Source organism: Thalassotalea sp. HSM 43 (assembly GCF_004752005.1).
Lineage (GTDB): Bacteria > Pseudomonadota > Gammaproteobacteria > Enterobacterales > Alteromonadaceae > Thalassotalea_A.
Window position 1 is genome coordinate 1,492,792 of sequence record NZ_CP038493.1, and the last position, 17,871, is coordinate 1,510,662.

The 17,871-nt window shown below is 43.2% G+C and carries 16 protein-coding genes; 13 read left to right on the forward strand and 3 right to left on the reverse strand.

Annotation, left to right across the window (positions count from 1 at the left end):
- The first annotated feature begins 1 nt into the window (after position 1).
- The gene (locus tag E2K93_RS06375) at positions 2–2,086 is read left to right on the forward strand and encodes an alpha/beta hydrolase family protein (protein WP_135438291.1); all 2,085 of its coding nucleotides are present in this window, start codon (positions 2–4) and stop codon (positions 2,084–2,086) included.
- A gap of 49 nt (positions 2,087–2,135) precedes the next feature.
- On the opposite strand, the gene waaA is transcribed toward E2K93_RS06375, so the two are convergent.
- Positions 2,136–3,422: a lipid IV(A) 3-deoxy-D-manno-octulosonic acid transferase gene (gene waaA, locus E2K93_RS06380; protein ID WP_189637869.1), complete on the reverse strand. Its 1,287-nt coding sequence runs from the start codon at positions 3,420–3,422 to the stop codon at positions 2,136–2,138.
- Between the two features lie 329 nt (positions 3,423–3,751).
- On the opposite strand from waaA, the gene E2K93_RS06385 reads away from it, so the two are divergent.
- From E2K93_RS06385 to E2K93_RS06410, 6 genes are all read left to right on the forward strand, one after another.
- On the forward strand, positions 3,752–4,945 hold the full coding sequence (locus E2K93_RS06385) for a glycine C-acetyltransferase (RefSeq protein ID WP_135438293.1): 1,194 nt from the start codon (positions 3,752–3,754) through the stop codon (positions 4,943–4,945).
- A 14-nt stretch (positions 4,946–4,959) separates the two neighbouring features.
- Positions 4,960–5,985 carry an L-threonine 3-dehydrogenase gene (gene tdh, locus E2K93_RS06390; protein WP_135438294.1) on the forward strand — a complete coding sequence of 342 codons (1,026 nt, stop codon included), beginning with the start codon at positions 4,960–4,962 and terminating at the stop codon, positions 5,983–5,985.
- 180 nt (positions 5,986–6,165) lie between these two features.
- Positions 6,166–6,498, forward strand: coding sequence for a thiosulfate sulfurtransferase GlpE (glpE, locus tag E2K93_RS06395; protein ID WP_135438295.1), 333 nt, complete (start codon positions 6,166–6,168; stop codon positions 6,496–6,498).
- A 9-nt stretch (positions 6,499–6,507) separates the two neighbouring features.
- Complete coding sequence (gene glpG / locus E2K93_RS06400) at positions 6,508–7,368, forward strand: rhomboid family intramembrane serine protease GlpG (protein ID WP_135438296.1); 861 nt, start codon at positions 6,508–6,510, stop codon at positions 7,366–7,368.
- Positions 7,369–7,371: 3 nt separating this feature from the next.
- Positions 7,372–7,938, forward strand: a complete 567-nt coding sequence (locus E2K93_RS06405; RefSeq protein WP_135438297.1) for a chorismate--pyruvate lyase family protein — start codon at positions 7,372–7,374, stop codon at positions 7,936–7,938.
- Between the two features lie 148 nt (positions 7,939–8,086).
- Positions 8,087–8,491: a DUF3718 domain-containing protein gene (locus tag E2K93_RS06410; RefSeq protein WP_135438298.1), complete on the forward strand. Its 405-nt coding sequence runs from the start codon at positions 8,087–8,089 to the stop codon at positions 8,489–8,491.
- Between the two features lie 145 nt (positions 8,492–8,636).
- Here E2K93_RS06410 and E2K93_RS06415 read toward each other — a convergent pair whose 3' ends face one another.
- Positions 8,637–9,986, reverse strand: a complete 1,350-nt coding sequence (locus E2K93_RS06415) for an MATE family efflux transporter (protein WP_135438299.1) — start codon at positions 9,984–9,986, stop codon at positions 8,637–8,639.
- 173 nt (positions 9,987–10,159) lie between these two features.
- Between E2K93_RS06415 and ubiA the strand changes: the two genes are divergently transcribed.
- Together ubiA and E2K93_RS06425 are read left to right on the forward strand one after the other, a co-directional pair.
- The gene (gene ubiA / locus E2K93_RS06420; protein WP_135438300.1) at positions 10,160–11,023 is read left to right on the forward strand and encodes a 4-hydroxybenzoate octaprenyltransferase; all 864 of its coding nucleotides are present in this window, start codon (positions 10,160–10,162) and stop codon (positions 11,021–11,023) included.
- A 74-nt stretch (positions 11,024–11,097) separates the two neighbouring features.
- Positions 11,098–13,425 carry a hypothetical protein gene (locus E2K93_RS06425; RefSeq protein WP_135438301.1) on the forward strand — a complete coding sequence of 776 codons (2,328 nt, stop codon included), beginning with the start codon at positions 11,098–11,100 and terminating at the stop codon, positions 13,423–13,425.
- Positions 13,426–13,446: 21 nt separating this feature from the next.
- Here E2K93_RS06425 and recQ read toward each other — a convergent pair whose 3' ends face one another.
- Positions 13,447–15,216: a DNA helicase RecQ gene (gene recQ, locus E2K93_RS06430; protein ID WP_135440422.1), complete on the reverse strand. Its 1,770-nt coding sequence runs from the start codon at positions 15,214–15,216 to the stop codon at positions 13,447–13,449.
- Between the two features lie 159 nt (positions 15,217–15,375).
- Here recQ and E2K93_RS06435 point away from each other — a divergent pair, with 159 nt between their 5' ends.
- The 4 genes from E2K93_RS06435 (at position 15,376) to E2K93_RS06450 (ending at position 17,786) form a co-directional block, all read left to right on the forward strand.
- On the forward strand, positions 15,376–15,834 hold the full coding sequence (locus E2K93_RS06435; RefSeq protein ID WP_135438302.1) for a thioesterase family protein: 459 nt from the start codon (positions 15,376–15,378) through the stop codon (positions 15,832–15,834).
- 75 nt (positions 15,835–15,909) lie between these two features.
- Entirely contained in the window at positions 15,910–16,815 is a 906-nt protein-coding gene (rarD, locus tag E2K93_RS06440; protein WP_135438303.1) for an EamA family transporter RarD, read from the forward strand.
- A 329-nt stretch (positions 16,816–17,144) separates the two neighbouring features.
- Positions 17,145–17,489 carry a hypothetical protein gene (locus E2K93_RS06445; RefSeq protein WP_135438304.1) on the forward strand — a complete coding sequence of 115 codons (345 nt, stop codon included), beginning with the start codon at positions 17,145–17,147 and terminating at the stop codon, positions 17,487–17,489.
- A gap of 48 nt (positions 17,490–17,537) precedes the next feature.
- Positions 17,538–17,786 (forward strand): hypothetical protein, encoded by a 249-nt coding sequence (locus tag E2K93_RS06450; RefSeq protein ID WP_135438305.1) that lies wholly within the window; start codon positions 17,538–17,540, stop codon positions 17,784–17,786.
- The last annotated feature ends 85 nt before the right edge of the window (positions 17,787–17,871 follow it).

A 17,871-nucleotide genomic window follows, 5' to 3' on the forward strand; every position in this document is an offset into this window, starting at 1 on the left:
AATGAAAGCATGGATATTGGCGTTTGTGACTCTTGCATTCAGTAATAATGCGTTAGCAGGCATGCTGATTCCCGTGGACGATATTTTTCGTGATGATTCAATATTCAGTATGAAACTTAGCCCGGATGGCAAACACGTTTTTGCATACGAAAATAATGTTCTAACAAAACGCAATTTAATGAGTGTATTCGACCCAGTCAAGGAGACCAAAACAGCAATTCACAATGATCTTGTTATCGACTACGAGTGGATAGACAACGACACGGTATACGTTGAAACAAACAGCCATAGGGGTTTTATTGAACTCGATTTCAGTCAACAAGAGCCTGTAGGGAAATGGCAAGTTATCGGCACGTCAGGTTATGTTATCTCAGCCCTTCCTGATGTAGAGAACACCATGATTTACGTGCATACACCAGGCAGTATTGACGAGAAACATTTAATCTACAAAATCACCGTTGAGCAACTGATGACACGAAATTTTGCGCAAGCGGAATTACTCGACAGCGGCCTCGACGACGCATTGTTATATTACTACGATAATAACAACGCCACGATAATGGCGGTGAGCGGTGACAGAAAACGCAAAGAGCTGAAGTTTTGGTATAAAAGAACCAATAAGTGGCGGCTTTTTTGGAAAACCGACCAAAACATTGAATTTATTCCTGTCGGTTTTCTGAATAGCAAAGAGTTGGCCGTTTTATCCAACAAAGACCACGATCATGTCGCACTCGTCAAGTTTGATATAAAAACTCAAACACTTGGTGACGTTATCTATAAACACCCTATGTATGATTTAGCGTCTGCGCAATTAAACCCAATGGGGCAAGGTGTTCATTCTGTCACATATTTAGAGCATGGAATCGCCAAGACTGAATACTTCTCCACTGACGACATCACCCTCAATGAGCGTCTTAATAAAAACTTCGACAAGCAACACGTATCGATTATTGGCGAAAGCTTAGATAAGAAAACCAAACTATTGGCGACGTCTGGCTCTGATAACCCAGGCCAATATTTTTATTTGCCCGCAGAGCAAGGACAGGCGAAAAAAATTGCCGCACGCTTTCCAAGCATGGACTTGTTTAACTTGAACCCATCAAAAACCTTCAAAGTAGAAGTTGAAAAAGACACCTTCGTTGAAGCGATATTTACCCAACCACAAGATTACGACAATAAGGTTTTGTTAGTGTATCCGCACGGCGGTCCAGTAGGTGTTCGTGATATCGCCACCTTCAATCGTGACGTGCAGTTTTTAACCAATCGTGGCTACAGTGTTCTGCAAGTAAACTTCCGTGGTTCCGCAGGCTTTGGTAAAAAGTTTACCGAGGCTGGTAAAGGTCAATTTGGTAAATTAATCGAACATGATATCAGCTTGGCAGTAGAACAAATCAGACAGCAATATCAGTTTGATCATATGTGTTCAATTGGCAGTAGTTATGGTGGCTATTCAGCGGTTATGTTGGCCATTAAAAAACCCGAACAATATCAATGTATCGTGTCAATGTACGGCATCTATGACTTGATGCACTTATTTAATGCCAGCAATTATAAAACCACACAACAATTTCGTGACATGGTCAGCGAAGTGGTTGGAGACTTCAATGATGATTTACAAGCTGTATCACCATTTTACTTCGCTGAAAAAGTACAAGCACCGATCCTACTCATTGCCGGTAAAAAAGACGAAATAGCCGATTTTGAGCAAGCTAATCGCATGAAATACCGACTGAAACAATTAAACAAAGATGTGGAAACAGTGTTCTATAACGATGTTGCTCACGGCCATCACAATTGGCATGGTGACAGACATCAGTTTGCCTACATAGATAACTTTATACGGCGCAAATTAAACCTGCCATACGCAACTGGCGCAAACGCGAGCATGCTAGAATCTCAGGAACGAAATATCTTATTAAAAGGTTACAATCTAGACGATGATAGCAACGCATTTCGACAACGATTCGACGCTCAATTCGACGACGATCTAGATGCGCAAATTAAGGCCTTAGAAGAGCAGGATCGAATCGATGCTGAACGAGAAGCACAAGCCCAGAAAGAGATTCAAGAATTACTCAATCGATAGCATGTGTGAATTGGCCTGCGTAGTAATGTGTTTTAACGGCATGAAACCGTTAACGCATCATATACCGCGCTAATGTGTCTATGCTTTGCGCGGTTGCGCCCTGATTTTCAAGAATCACCTGCTCTGCATTTTTACCAACATCACTGATTAGCTGCTCATCGAGTAGCAAGTTAAACAGGGTGTTAGACAATTCTTCGTTGTGATCTAGCTGAATAATACCGCGGCCATCAACAAGCTTTTGGTTCATGTCTTTAAAGTTTGCCATATTAGGGCCAACCACAATCGGCTTGGCAAACAACGCCGCTTCTAATGGGTTATGACCACCAACATCAGAAAAGCTACCGGCGATGATACTGATATCACTGACAGCATAACAGGCGACCAATTCACCTAAACTATCAATAAGCCAAACATCATCATCGGTTGTTACTGGTTTAGATTCGCTGCGACGAACCAAGTTTAATTGTTGTTTTCGTACCAATTGTGCAACGCTATCAAACCGCTCTGGATGGCGCGGTACGATAATCAGTAGCAAATCATTAAACCTTTCTTTCAATGTTCGATACGCTGCCAATGCGAGGTCTTCTTCACCTTGGTGGCTGCTGCCTAGCACCAATACTTTGCGTTGTTTTGTCTCAACAAATTGCCTTAACTCAGCAATTTTATCACGCAACGAATCGGTAATATCAATGTCATATTTTAAGTTTCCACTGACGGAAACTTTGTCACTATTGGCGCCTAAGCGCATAAAGTGCTCGGCGTTATCTTGGCTTTGACACATGATCGCCGAAAACTTATTTAACGCCGGAGTAATCAACCAAGTTAGTTTTTGATAATGCGCTAACGACTTTTCAGATAGGCGTGCATTAATGAGCAGTAAAGGAATGTTGGATTTATAACAACGTTGAATAATGGTTGGCCAAATTTCAGTTTCCATGAGCACCATCGCTTGTGGTCGCATTAATTTATAAAATAAATGCACACAAAACGAGATATCAAGCGGTAAGTAACAATGCTGAACTCTATTTTGAAACGACTTAACCACTTGCGCTGAGCCCGTTGGCGTGAACGTGGTAACCGTTATCGGCTGATCAGGAAAACGCAGCAATAGGCCTTCTACAAACGGTTTAATGGCAATGACCTCACCAACACTGGCGGCATGCACTATGATGCCACCGGGTTGCATGTTGCTGCTGACCCAGCCAAAACGCTCGCGCATTCGTTGTCGATACTCTTTATGGTTAATCGAACGCAACAAAAATACCAGTACCAACAAAGGTGTGAGCAGTAGAATCAACACTTGGTACAGGCGCAAACTTAGCTTGTATCGGTTCAAATTTGAGACCCGTTTATAAAACAATGGCTTAAGTATACCCATCAGTCCGTCATTTTTAAATTAGCAATTACAACTCAAGCACAAACCACCGATGTCATAAGCCTTGTTTTAACTCTGGTCTATAATCATCCTATTCCCCAGCCAACAGCAGCTCTAGGCCTAGCCGTAAACTGGAATATAAACTTGCCAGTTTTCCCCTGCCTAGCTTTTGTTAACAAGTGCAAATTGGGCTAGGCACTGATGGTTTAAAAGCGTACAATGGCGCGCAAAATTAACAGGGTACGAAATCACAATTCGCACCGTTATTACAACAACTTACTGAGGTTGATATGTCAGCAAATTTCCTCAACCACCTGCAACAACAAATCGAGCAGGTTAAAGAAGAAGGTCTATACAAATCTGAGCGTGTTATTACCACGGCGCAAAAAGCCGATATTGCGGTAAATACTGGTGAAGAAGTTATTAATTTTTGTGCGAACAATTATTTGGGTCTGGCGAATCACCCAGAACTGATCAAGGCCGCTAAAGCCGGTTTAGATGATCATGGTTTTGGTATGGCATCAGTACGCTTTATTTGTGGTACCCAAGACATCCATAAAACACTAGAGAATAAACTAAGTGCCTTTTTGGGTATGGAAGATACCATTCTTTATTCGTCATGTTTCGATGCCAACGCCGGTTTGTTCGAAACCATTCTTGGTCCAGAAGATGCAATCATCTCTGATGCCTTGAACCACGCTTCAATTATTGATGGTGTGCGCCTTTGTAAAGCGAAACGTTTTCGTTATGCCAACAACAACATGGAAGACTTAGAAGCGCAGCTTATTGCGGCCACAGAAGCCGGTGCTCGCTTTAAGTTAATTGCTACCGATGGCGTATTCTCGATGGACGGCGTTATTGCCAACCTTAAAGGTGTTTGTGATTTAGCTGATAAATACGATGCGATGGTCATGGTTGATGACTCACACGCCGTCGGTTTTGTTGGTGAAGATGGTCGTGGTTCGCACGAATACTGCGAAGTAATGGATCGTGTTGATATCATTACCGGTACCCTAGGTAAAGCCATGGGTGGTGCATCAGGTGGTTACACATCTGGTAAAAAAGAGATTGTCGAATGGTTGCGTCAGCGTTCTCGTCCATATTTGTTCTCGAACTCTTTAGCTCCGGCTATTGTTAGCGCCTCAATCCGCGTTATTGATATGCTTGCTGATGGTGGCGAATTACGTACAACGTTAAAAGATAATGCCGCTTACTTCCGCAATAAAATGGAAGCTGCAGGCTTTACCTGTGCCGGTGCAGACCACGCTATCGTACCTGTGATGTTAGGCGATGCGAAAATTGCAGCTGAAATGGCCGACCGCTTATTAGCACAAGGGATTTACGTTATTGGTTTCTCTTTCCCAGTCGTACCGAAAGGCCAAGCACGTATTCGTACACAAATTTCTGCAGCGCATAGTAAAGCGCAATTGGACAAAGCCATCGATGCGTTCATTCGTATCGGTAAAGAAATGGGCGTGATCTAATTTAAGGCGAGAGTATGAAATCTTTAGCAAAATTAAAACCAGAAACCGGCATTTGGATGACAGACTCACCAATGCCAGAAGTAGGTCCAAATGATCTACTGATTAAAATTAAGAAAACCGCTATTTGTGGTACTGACATTCACATTTACAACTGGGATGAATGGTCACAAAAGACCGTTCCAGTGCCTATGGTTGTTGGTCATGAATACGCCGGTGTCGTGATTGGTATGGGCAGTGAAGTAAAAGGCTTTGCTGAAGGTGATCGCGTTTCTGGCGAAGGTCATATTACCTGTGGGCATTGTCGTAACTGTCGTGCTGGTCGTACCCACTTATGTAACAACACCATAGGTGTTGGTGTCGATCGCACCGGTTGTTTTGCCGAGTACTTGGTGATTCCAGCCTTTAATGCCTTTAAATTACCGGACGAAGTGCCAGATGAATTGGCGTCAATTTTTGACCCATTTGGTAACGCCGTACATACTGCGTTGTCATTTGATTTGGTCGGCGAAGATGTGTTGATCACAGGCGCAGGCCCAATCGGTATTATGGCAGCAGCGGTTGCCAAACACGTTGGTGCACGCCATGTCGTGATCACCGACATCAATGAATACCGTCTAGATTTGGCCCGTAAAATGGGCGCAACACGCGCCGTAAATGTTGCCAATGAAAACTTGCCAGATGTTATGAAAGAACTCGGCATGACCGAAGGCTTTGATGTTGCATTAGAAATGTCTGGTGTGCCATCAGCATTTCACGCCATGCTCGATAGCATGAACAATGGCGGTAAGATTGCCATGCTCGGTATTCCGGGTCAGGATATGGCTATCGACTGGGCGAAAGTGATATTCAAAGGTTTGGTTATCAAAGGCATTTACGGTCGTGAAATGTTTGAAACCTGGTACAAAATGGCGAGCTTGATCCAATCTGGTTTGGACATCAGCCCTATCATTACCCACGAGTTTGGCATTGACGAATTCCAGCAAGGCTTTGATGCCATGCTGTCGGGTAATTCCGGTAAGGTTATTCTTAACTGGGATTAAACCCTCAGCGTATTAAACGCATATAATACAAGGTCGAAACCATCATGTTTCGGCCTTTTTTACTTTTATAAACCGTTATCGATTGTGGATCTACGAGGCTTTATACAGAGTTTTGTTAGGTTGTTTCAACACAGCCAAGCTATGATACAATCGACACAAATGTTCTAAAGGAAATCAACCGTGCACGGCGAACAAAGCAGTTTTAAACATTTGCATATCGATGATGTCTATAACACCTTAGACACAGACAAATTTGTCATTGTCGATATCCGCGACCCACAGTCATTTACCAATGGTCGCATCCCCGGTGCTATCCAATTAAGTAATGAAAATCTTGGTGATTTTTTACGTGATGCAGATTTTGATGCGCCAACCGTTGTCTGTTGCTACCATGGCATTTCCAGCCAACAAGCAGCACAATTTTTAATTGGCCACGATTTCAGTGACGTGTATTCATTAGATGGTGGCTTTGATTTATGGTCACGTAGCTACCCAGATAAAGTTGAGCGCTAAATAATATCAATGCAGCCGTTTGTTAATATCAATCATCAAGCCATGGCAAAAATATTTGCCAGCTACCTAAATAGCATAGGCATTGCCACGCGCGTCACCGATGCGCAAGACGATAATGGCCAACGTGATGGTTATACCCTGTGGTGTGAAGAGCAGCACATGGCGCAAGCGCGCATTGAGTTTGAACAATTCAGACAAAATCCTGGGGCCAGTAAATACCAATCATCGGCTTGGAATAGCGGCGCCTCGGTATCATTGCCATCAAGTGGTAGCTGGCTAACACTCAAAAACAGTTTTATTGCCAACGCCGGCCCGCTCACCTTGATTATTTTTGCCATCTGTTGGTTGGTATATCTTGCCACCTTCGTCGTTTTTGGTGACAGCCTGTATCAACTGGTGCTATTCAATCAGTTCGGTGATATTGAGCAAACGATTTCTCAGCCTTGGCGGTTTATCACCCCTGCGCTGTTTCACTACGGCTTATTGCATATTGCTTTTAACACCATGTGGTGGTGGCAACTTGGCGGTCAAATTGAAAAACAACTGGGCAGTAGCTGGTTAATGGCGATTTTTATGATCTCCGCCATCGTTTCTAACGTCAGTCAATTTTATGTCTCCGGCCCTAATTTTGGCGGCTTATCGGGTGTGGTTTATGCCGTATTTGGTTTTGTCTGGTGGTTTGGTTACTTAAATCCAGGGCGCGGCATCGGTATATCTCAGTCGCTGATTGGCTTTATGCTATTTTGGCTGGTGCTTGGTTTTACCGATTTCATGCCAATTAATGTTGCTAATACAGCGCACCTAATGGGCTTGATCAGTGGCTCATTACTGGCCTTTGTATATAACTACCAAGACTCTAAAGCGAGATAATCTATGCAGCGTTTAAAGCAAGAGTTTCCGATAGGTCTGGATGTCAACTGGGTCAGTGCTGAACATGCACCAACAACCGCCAGACTTAATGATTGGTTGCTTGACCCAACCTCATTAACCGCTCGCCTTAAAGCACAATGTGTTGATTTTAAAGTAGAATTATTGGGTCAACGAATAGAAGCTTGCCAGCCCCATGAGGCCAATGCCGATATTGAGCAAGGTGAACAAGTGCTGGTGCGTGAAGTGGTGTTGTTTTGCGATGCCGTGCCCCACGTATTTGCCCGCAGCCTATTGCCACTTAAAAGCTTAACCGGCGATCAACAGCAATTAGCCAACCTTGGTGAGCAACCGCTGGGTCAAGTCTTGTTCAACAATCCCAAATTACATCGCGAAGTGGTTCAAGTCGCAGAAATAGCCCCGAGTCTGCGGGTATGTGAACTCGCCAACATGCTCGATTTACGCGTCGACCATAACCTTTGGGGACGCAGAAGTTTATTCTATATCGAGCAAAAGCCGTTAATGGTTGCCGAAGTATTCCTACCCGGCGCTAGAGCCTATAAAAAAGCTTAACAAAAGCTAATGATGAACTGAGCAAAAGCCAAATATCCAATTGATTTTAAAGCGAAATAAAAGCGATAGCTTTTAATCGGCTATTCCTTACATCGCCCCCTTCACTCCTACCTATAATGTTACGTGACGGAATCGGCTGGAGAAAATCATGAAGATTACACCCCTAACTCTTGGCTCACTGCTTACAACCTCTTTATTTTGCCTCAACAGCATGGCTGCAAATGTAACCTTCGTTGCGAAAGACAATTCAATCGCGACCAAGTTATGTGTTCATGCGGTATCTAACAATCTAAGCGCAACAAAAACCTATTTGCGCCGAGTTGCTGGAAACGTGGTACGTGATCAAGGCGCACAAGTGCACCTCGCGACAGAGCAAATAAAGTGCAACAACACCAACTTGGTTGAATTCACCGCGCAATACGGTGCAGATAATACCTTTAACTATCTCAACCGACGAGCAAGCTCTAAATATCGAATTGACAATAATGTGGAAATCATTGATTTGAGTAAAACATTGGCGCCAAATACTGTGATCGTGGTTAGTGCCAACTAAAACGGTTCACTAGCTAAAAGGAGTATCTACTTTTTACAAGCACTCTTCACAAGTACTCTTAACAAGTACTGAAAGTAAGCAGTGAAAGTACGTAGTTAAAATACGTAAGTAAATTAAGTAAGTTTATAAACTTACCAAAAAATGGCTAAGTCAGATTTCTTAGCCATTTTTTCTGGATGGTGCGCCAGCCAAACAGCAATAACTTGCACACCTCTTCTGAATAAGCCGCCAGTGCCACATAAAACATTGGTAGTTGCCAGTAAAACGCCACCAGCATTGTCAGCGGAATACTGATTAACCACATGCCAATCGTATCAATATACAAACAGGCTTTGGTTTCACCGCCGGCACGTAACACCCCCATCGCTAGGGTCATATTGCTGATTTTTATCCATGCGCCGAGAGCAATCAACACAAAAATATTTGACGCCAAAGCCAAGGTGCTTTCAGGCATATCATTAAATGGCAGGAAAATAATAGGTTCAAGAATCAACATCACGATCCCCAAAATAAGGGCGACCACAGGGGCTAAGGTGATAAATGAGCGAGCTATCGACCAAGCCTGGTCAAATTGATTGGCGCCCAGTCGCTGTCCGACCATAATCGCACAAGCTGACGCGAAGCCAAAAAACACCGAAATGAACATACCTTCAACCGGTGCCAATAAGCTGATTACCGCCAACTCAGCTGTGCCCATTCGGCCGTAGATCACCTGATAAACAAAGGTTCCCAGCGACCAAACACCAAAACTAAACATCAATGGCAAAACCAACAGCACCAGTTTTTTCCAGGGCTGAAACTGATTAAGGCTTTTTATATCGGCGCTTGATGGTCGAAGAAAATGGCGGATATGTATTAGTACCGCAATCAACAGCAGCATATGGAATAAACGACTCACCGTAGTGGCAATTGCGGCGCCATCGACGCCCAACGCAGCTACACCGAGCCCACCATTGATTAACCAATAGTTAAGCACGATATTAAGGACAATCGCGACCACACTGAGCAACATCGGCAGTTTTACTTCGTTGGTACTGCGCAATGCATTTTCAAATACCATGCTCACCGTAACGAACAATAAGCTGGGCATGGTGATCCACAAATAGCGTTCACCAATGGCGATAACATCCGCATCTTTACTGCCAATTGCCATAATACCGTCGGCATAGATCACACTGGCAATTATGATCGGGCTCAGCGCGACAATGCCAAGCACAATACCCATCAAGATAGAGCGACGTATTTTTTGCTGATTGCCCGCGCCATAGTATTGCGCCGCTAAAATGCCTACGCCCCAAGACAGGCCAGTAACCAAAATCAATATAACGAATTGAATGCGATTACCTAAGCCAACAGCGGCAACCGAGGCATTCCCTAAATGACTCACCATCATGACATCGATCATGCTTAGCATGGTCACCAATGTATTTTGCAGGGATATCGGCCAAGCCAGCTTAAAACTGGACTTCAGCGCCGGTTTATTTAAAAAGGTCATCTGGGTTTATTCGCAATACGGGTTACGTTAATATAGGTAAAAATTTATGGTAAATCAGGGTACATTTTACCTGTTGCAGCTGTGGTGCACTTAGTGAATACGTATGTAGACTAAGCAGATTCAAGCCATATTTATAATGACAATAATAATGATTCTCTGAATCCTAGATATATATGACAGATTTGACACAAAAATGGCAGGCAGTGAAGCTCATAACTCGCATGGATAAGCCAATTGGCACCTACTTATTGTTGTGGCCGACGTTTTGGGCGTTGCTGGTTGCTGCAGATGGTTTCCCTGGCTGGCATTTAACCTTAGTCTTTGCAGCCGGTGTTTTTATCATGCGCAGTGCCGGTTGTGTGATCAATGATTTTGCTGACAGAAACGTTGATGGCCATGTAAAACGCACCGCGCAGCGGCCGTTAGTCAGTGGCCTTATTACCGAAAAACAAGCCATTGCATTGTTTATTGGATTATTGCTCATCGCCTTGATGTTGGTACTTACCTTGTCTTGGCAAACCATTCAATTGTCATTCGTTGCGCTATTGCTTGCCGCCAGTTACCCCTACATGAAACGCTTCACTCACCTACCGCAGGTGGTCCTTGGTGCGGCATTTAGTTGGGGCATGATCATGGCATTTAGTGAAATTAACGGCTCAGTCCCGACTGTTGCTTGGTTACTTTTTTTCGCCAACTTATTTTGGACCGTTGCATACGATACCATGTACGCGATGGTGGACAGAGACGACGATAAAAAAATCGGGGTCAAATCGACCGCCATTTTATTTGGTCGATTCGACAAAATGGCGATTGCTTTTCTACAGCTTTTAACCCTGACTTTGTTGTTTAAAGTTGGGCAACTTCAACAGTTTAATGCATTTTACTATTTGGCACTGATATACGTCACTTTAAGCTTTGCCTACCAGCATCACTTGATTCAGCGTAGAGAGCGTGACAACTGCTTTAAAGCATTTTTAAATAATCACTATGGATTACTGGTGGTTTTATTTGGCATCATCTGTCAGTTTGTGTTTTAACCCTTTTTAAAATTCTCTGCTAGGCTAATAAATAATCACTTATATGTAATAACAATAATAGGGATTGTTGGAACATGGCCAAAGCAAAAATAATTTGCCCTTTTCTCTATCTAATACTCGTCTCAACGTTAACTGCCTGTGGCGGTGGCGGCGGTGGCGGCGGTGGAGGCGGCGGCGGTAACAGTAACACTGCTAATTTAAGTATTGCTAACGATTCAATAACCGGTATTCCTGGTCGAAAGGGTGCAAACAGTCTTAGTATCATTGGTAACGATACGCTTGATAGTAAAGATTTATCGCTTGACGATGTCACAGTGACAGTGAGTTCGGCACAAGCGCCCTTATCCTTAAACAGTAATGCCACCTTAAACGTTAAACCAATGACCTCCGCTGGTGAATATCAGATGGTGTATGAGGTTTGCCTGAAAAGCGACAGCAGTAAATGCGCGCGTGGCGTGGTTACGGTTGAAGTTATCCCCGCGGTGTTTAGTTTAAATTCCGATCAGGCAGAAGATCTTGATGGTGCCTACCCTATTGATAACGTCGTTGATTTGCTCGCCAATGATCAAATCGACGGTGACACCATTGACCCTAATGAAGTAAGCATGAATCTGGTTGTTCCAGATTTTGACGAATTCTTTCAAATACAATCGAACGGTCGGTTGAACTCCCTAGGCGATGTGCCATTAGGCAACCTTGATGTTCGCTATCAAGTTTGTGAAGTCATGAACCCTGAAAATTGTGCCGCAGATAGTGCATTGTTAGGTTTTAACAAAGGCATCTTTATGGATGGCAATGTTGAAGGTATTTGTTACGAAAAATCAAATGGTGAAACCGGTTGTATCGATGGTACCGGACGCTTTACCTGCGAACCGGGCGAAACCATTGCCTTTTTCATTGGTTCAGTGCAGCTTGGCGATAGCATTCCTTGTGAAGGTCGAATTAGCCCTTATGACATAGCCCCTGAATCGTTTTTACCGGTTAGCCTTGTTGAAGTAAGACGCTTTTGGAACGGTTATGCCAACGACAGTTTTCCAGGTCGTGGCTTTAACATTGCGTCAGTTATCTATTCAGTCGATTCTGATCAAAACCCAGAAAACGGTGTCCTTATAACACCCGCGACACACACCAGTTGGCAAAATGTCAGCCTTGATTTATTCAAACCGATGGAAAACTTTTATCGTGACAATGCTTGGCAAAATGCCCGCAACAAGTTAGTTGAAGACAACATCCTAGCCAATGCCAGCGTGGTTCATTACATGCGCTCTGTTGATATTCTCTTAGACAGTGAATCAGAACAAAGCAGCAATTTTGTTGCGACGCAGGTTGAGCAAGATAATGATGGCGATAACACCGTCGATTCACGAGTTTCATTTGATATTAATAACAGCGGTAAATTTGTCGGCCTTTCCGTACAAACCTTAGAAAGTGGCAGCGTCACAGAGCAAGATACCGAAACGGTGAATTTTGATAACAATGGTAATTTATTGGCCGCTACTTATACCAATCTAGACGCTGGCGGTACGATATTGGAAGAGATCCAATCTAACTTTAATGCCGACGGCAATCTAACCCGCTTTGTTAAAAAAGAAAGTGGCGTCACCTTTACCAAAAGGTACACATATAACGCAAAAGGCTATTTAACTAGAGCGATAGAAGACGTTAACACTGACGGTGAAGACGATTATCAGGAAATCTACAATCGTGACAGTTTTGGTAATGAGTTATCGGTTACAGCAGAATTCATCGATCCTGGTACGAATACCGTCGACTATGTCAAAACCTCGACTTTCGACAACAATAATCGTCTGACAAAGGAAGTGTTTGATCACAAGTTCTTAGCGTTTAGAGACTACACCTCAGAGTACAGTTATAACAACCTAGGATTGGTTACCGCATATAGCTTTGATCAACTCAGCGATGGTGTTATTGACGACTCTCGTGCTCAAATCCGCTACGACAGTCAACGCCGTATTGTCGAAGAGTTGCAAACTCATACCGACCCGCAAATACGCATTGCCTATAACTACGTAGGTAATCTGTTAGCGTCAATTCAGGAAGACTTTAATGACGACGGTTCCATAGAACTAGATACCCAGTTTAGTTACGATGACAATGGCTTCATCAGTGGCTTTAGATCATTTGATAATGGTAATTTGGTGAGTTTAGCCAATTATATTAACGATGAATTTGGTAATGCGATTACCGCTGATTTGGATATCCAAGGTGATGGCGTGCTCGATAGACGCTCAACCACGGTAAACGAGAGAGGCTTAGTCAGTAAAACCGAAATAGACTTTAATGCCAACGATGTTATCGATATGAGCATTATGTCGAGCTATGACAATGTCAGCTTTATGACCCGTTACTTAATGGCAACCTATGAGTCGCTATCTAACTAAAGGTAACAAACAACATCAGCGTTAAGCGCTGATGTTTTCCTCGATCAATTGCATAAATGGCCTGCCATAGCGGGCCAATTTTGTTTCCCCAACGCCACTAATCGATAAAAATGCAGTGCTATTGGTAGGTTTGTACTTGGCCATTTCAATCAAGGTTGCGTCATTGAAAACGATAAACGGCGCAATGTCTTCGGCATCGGCAATCTCTTTGCGCAATGTACGAAGCTTTTTAAATAAGCTTTTATCGTAGCTGACTTTCGCTTTACTTTGCTGCCAATAACTCTGACTTTGCAATCGCGGTCTGGCCATCATCAGTGCTGTTTCGCCTTTCAATATCGACCGTGATGCGTTGGTCAATTGCAGCGCTGATTGTTTTTCAATATCCTGCTGCAACATACCGAGGTGGATAAGTTGGCGGATGACATTAAACCAATAACCACGGGTTTTATCTTTACCAATACCAAACGTTGATACTTGATGATGTTTATTGTTGCTCACTTTGTCATTATCGCGACCACGTAGCACATCAATAAGATAATGAATGTCACCGCTTTGCCCTATACGATAGACACAAGACAACACCTTTTGTGCATCGACCGTGCCGTCATAGGTACTTGGCGGGTCAAGGCAAATGTCACAATTACCGCAAGCTTGTTCGGTATATTCCGCAAAATAATTTAATAACACCTGACGACGACAAGTCTGAGCTTCGGCAAAACCAGCCATCGAGGCAAAGCGTTGCAACTCAACATTGACTCTGTGGTCATTGTCATTCTGCATAATGCGCTTTTTCACTTTATCGATATCTTGATTATCAAAAAGAAACAACGCTTCTGCCGGCAAACCATCACGTCCGGCACGACCCGTTTCTTGATAAAAAGCTTCTAAGGTACGCGGTGTATCGTAGTGAATCACAAAGCGCACATTAGGCTTATTAATACCTAGACCAAAGGCAACGGTTGCCACCACAACCCGAATGTTATCTTTGGTGAAACCATCTTGAATAACATGTCGAACCTCAGTTTCCATGCCCGCATGATATCCGGCACAGTTAACCCCTTGTTGCGCTAGCTTTTTGCACAAATTGTCGACTTGCCAACGACTCGAGCAATAAATAATGCCGCTGTCATCTGGATTTTGGTTTAAGTATTCGAGAATCTGGCGCTCGCCATTGTAACGTTCGGTTAGGGTGTAGCGAATGTTGGGACGGTCAAAACTGTCTAAATGCACATAAGGGTTTTGTAAGCGTAACTGGGTAAGGATATCCTTACGGGTAGTCACATCCGCGGTCGCCGTTAGCGCAATGACAGGGGTATAAGGGAAATGCTCTTTAATGCGACCTAATTGGGTATAGGATGGCCTAAAGTCGTGTCCCCACTGAGAAATACAATGCGCCTCGTCAATGGCAAAAAAAGCGATGTGCATGCTTGCCAATGCTTGTAAAAAATAATGGCTAAGCAATCGTTCCGGTGCCACATACAAAGTCTTAATCTCACCACTGGCAATACGCTGCATGGTGTTATTAATTTCTTGTTGTGATAACGAAGAATTGATGTACGCTGCACCGATACCTTGGCGCACTAGGCCATCGACCTGATCTTTCATCAACGCAATCAGTGGTGACACCACCACCGTAAGACCCGGCAATATCGCGGCGGGTAATTGATAACACAGCGACTTACCACCGCCGGTCGGCATCAACACCAAACAATCTCTCCCACTGATTAATTGTTCAATTACCTGTTGCTGACCCACACGAAAACTGTCGAAGCCAAAATACTGGCTTAACATGCTTTGCAGGTCTATTTCATTGTACTGAGTTGATGATGACTGTGGAATCAAAGGAGCATTATTGTTATTGCTTGTATCGCTATTTTACTTAACTGATAGATGCTAAGGTAGGCTTTTTTGAAGTTTATTTTTTTACCTTTTGTATTAACGAGTTAGCCAATGCAATTAACAGATATTTTTAACGAAGTCACCGCCATCTGGAACCAACATATTGCCTTTAATCGCTTGCTTGGCTTTAACATTGTCGCCATGCGTGAAGATTACGCCGAGATCCACTTTGATTGGGACGACAAGCTTATGGGCAATCCGGTGCAAAAAATTCTCCATGGTGGCGTTACCGCATCAGTGCTGGATATGGTCGGTGGCGTTGTTGTCGCGGCGAACTTAATCAGCAATATAAAACAACCGAGTAAAGAAAAAATTCACGACAAATTGACGCGTATGGCAACCATTGATTTACGTACCGATTATTTGCGTCCCGGTCGTGGTAAATCCTTTATCGCCACCGCACGTATTATCCGCCATGGCAGTGAAGTCGCCGTAGCCCGAATGGAGCTGCACAATGAGCGTAATGAGCACATCGCTTTCGGTACCGGTACCGGTACTTACATGGTTTAAACTATTATTGGTGGTTATACAGCCACTCATGCTACACTTCGCGCCCCTTAAAAACACGCACATGGCAATGCACTAATGCAAGCAGCAAACGAAACCAAAAAAGGTGTGATAAACGCCTTATGCGCCTACACCCTTTGGGGTATAGCGCCTATTTATTTCAAACTATTATCTATGGTACCTGCCATGGAAATTTTGGTGCACCGAATCGTTTGGTCATTTGTGTTATTGGTCGCTATTGTCCTGCTCATGGGCAATTGGTCTAAAGTCAGAGCGATTTATCGAGATCGTAAAAAGCTCGCTTGGCTTTTTTTCACCAGTCTTATTTTAGCGGCCAATTGGTTGTTGTTTATTTGGGCGGTGAATAACGACTACATACTAGAAGCCAGTCTGGGCTACTATATCAACCCACTATTTAGCGTTGCCTTGGCCATGCTGTTTCTCGGCGAGCGACTCAGCCGATGGCAGCTAGTTGCGGTCGCATTGGCCATGGTTGGTGTATTGATTCAACTGATCAGTTTAGGCAGCGTACCTTATGTTGCTCTCGGTTTAGCCACATCGTTTGGTGTTTACGGCTTATTGCGCAAAAAAATGCCGGTTGATTCCTTACCAGGGTTATTAATAGAATCGTTCTGGATGTTACCGCTGGGTCTATTGTATTGGGCATTTTTTGCCGAATCAGCGACGTCCAATATGATGCTCAATGACATGTCGTTAAACGTCACCCTTATCGCCGCTGGCTTGGTAACAACAGCACCCTTGCTGTTTTTTACCGCCGCAGCCAAACGCTTGCCATTAACCACCATGGGCTTTTTCCAATACGTCGGCCCGAGTATCATGTTCGTATTGGCAATCACTGTCTATAACGAGCAACTCATTTTCGAGAAAATGCTAACCTTCGCGTTTATCTGGAGCGCCTTGGTAATCTATAGCATCGACTCATTAAAAAAACGCCGTCAACGCAAGCGTCAAGCCAACAGTTAAGGTGACACACGGTTAGGTCATACCCTGTGTTATCTAGCTCATTCAATCGCATATCGGTACGCCGAGTTAACGATTTAATGTCTTTATTCTGGCATAAAAAACGCTCCTGTTTAAAGGAGCCGATTACCTAACATGAATGAATATTCATTAGAGTATTAGTTACGAAGGCGGAAAACTTCCGCTTAGAGCGAATTTCGGCCGTACACACTTTCTATAAAGCTATCAGAAAGAAATTGACCGCTAAAGTTATCCGGTTAGTCAAATGTACGATTAGTAGTTTTTTCTACTTCCCCCTTGTAAGTAGATACAACTGGCACCAAATAGATGTTATGTCAAAAACAAATTTGAAATACCTGTGGTTAATTCTCCTGTCAGTCGTATGGCTAGCAGGTGCTTTTCCGTCTATTGAAAAGTCATCAACCACTCATTCAGTTTCTTACGCAGAAGTTTCTGAGTCGACTGAAACCAGTGTTTTTGATATCAAACAAAATCCAACTCTATACATTTATCCAACTCATTTATTCTGGCTTTCTTTACTGATAGACAACTTTTTTGATAATTCTGACTATCAAATTCCACCTTGGCCAGAACAAAGTCTATTTAGTACATTTATTAAAATCATCTCCTATCAACAAAACATAGCTTCGCTTCGCCTTATTTTCTTTATCAATTAATTGTTTCTCCCAGCACTTCTGCTGGCCACACTTATTGGAAGGAAAATAATGGAACTTTCTTTTAACGCTTATTCGCAAATATTTATTTGGTTAGGTTTTTTATTTCTCGTTTATCTTTTTCGAGTTTTTTATAAATTAGCCAAGAAACAGAAAGGTGTTGCATTAGCGGCAGGCTTGTTTTTACAAATGTTCTTACCTGACCCAAAAGTACAACACACTATTGAATTTATCGCTGAGAAAAAAGAAACATCAGGGAAAGCTCAATCTGACAAAAGATCAAAAACAGAAGGCGACTAACCCCTCAAAAGTCACCTTGTTCACCCCAGAAAACATCAATTATATCTCTAGCCTACTGACGCCTAAGATAACGGGCCGCAGTGCA

Coding starts and splice junctions, on each gene's coding strand:
- E2K93_RS06375 (WP_135438291.1), top strand. CDS start 2: ATGAAAGCATGGATATTGGCGTTTGTGACTCTTGCATTCAGTAATAAT.
- E2K93_RS06385 (WP_135438293.1), top strand. CDS start 3,752: ATGTCAGCAAATTTCCTCAACCACCTGCAACAACAAATCGAGCAGGTT.
- tdh (WP_135438294.1), top strand. CDS start 4,960: ATGAAATCTTTAGCAAAATTAAAACCAGAAACCGGCATTTGGATGACA.
- glpG (WP_135438296.1), top strand. CDS start 6,508: ATGCAGCCGTTTGTTAATATCAATCATCAAGCCATGGCAAAAATATTT.
- E2K93_RS06405 (WP_135438297.1), top strand. CDS start 7,372: ATGCAGCGTTTAAAGCAAGAGTTTCCGATAGGTCTGGATGTCAACTGG.
- E2K93_RS06410 (WP_135438298.1), top strand. CDS start 8,087: ATGAAGATTACACCCCTAACTCTTGGCTCACTGCTTACAACCTCTTTA.
- E2K93_RS06415 (WP_135438299.1), bottom strand. CDS start 9,986: ATGACCTTTTTAAATAAACCGGCGCTGAAGTCCAGTTTTAAGCTGGCT.
- ubiA (WP_135438300.1), top strand. CDS start 10,160: ATGACAGATTTGACACAAAAATGGCAGGCAGTGAAGCTCATAACTCGC.
- E2K93_RS06425 (WP_135438301.1), top strand. CDS start 11,098: ATGGCCAAAGCAAAAATAATTTGCCCTTTTCTCTATCTAATACTCGTC.
- recQ (WP_135440422.1), bottom strand. CDS start 15,216: ATGTTAAGCCAGTATTTTGGCTTCGACAGTTTTCGTGTGGGTCAGCAA.
- E2K93_RS06435 (WP_135438302.1), top strand. CDS start 15,376: ATGCAATTAACAGATATTTTTAACGAAGTCACCGCCATCTGGAACCAA.
- rarD (WP_135438303.1), top strand. CDS start 15,910: ATGCAAGCAGCAAACGAAACCAAAAAAGGTGTGATAAACGCCTTATGC.
- E2K93_RS06445 (WP_135438304.1), top strand. CDS start 17,145: ATGTCAAAAACAAATTTGAAATACCTGTGGTTAATTCTCCTGTCAGTC.
- E2K93_RS06450 (WP_135438305.1), top strand. CDS start 17,538: ATGGAACTTTCTTTTAACGCTTATTCGCAAATATTTATTTGGTTAGGT.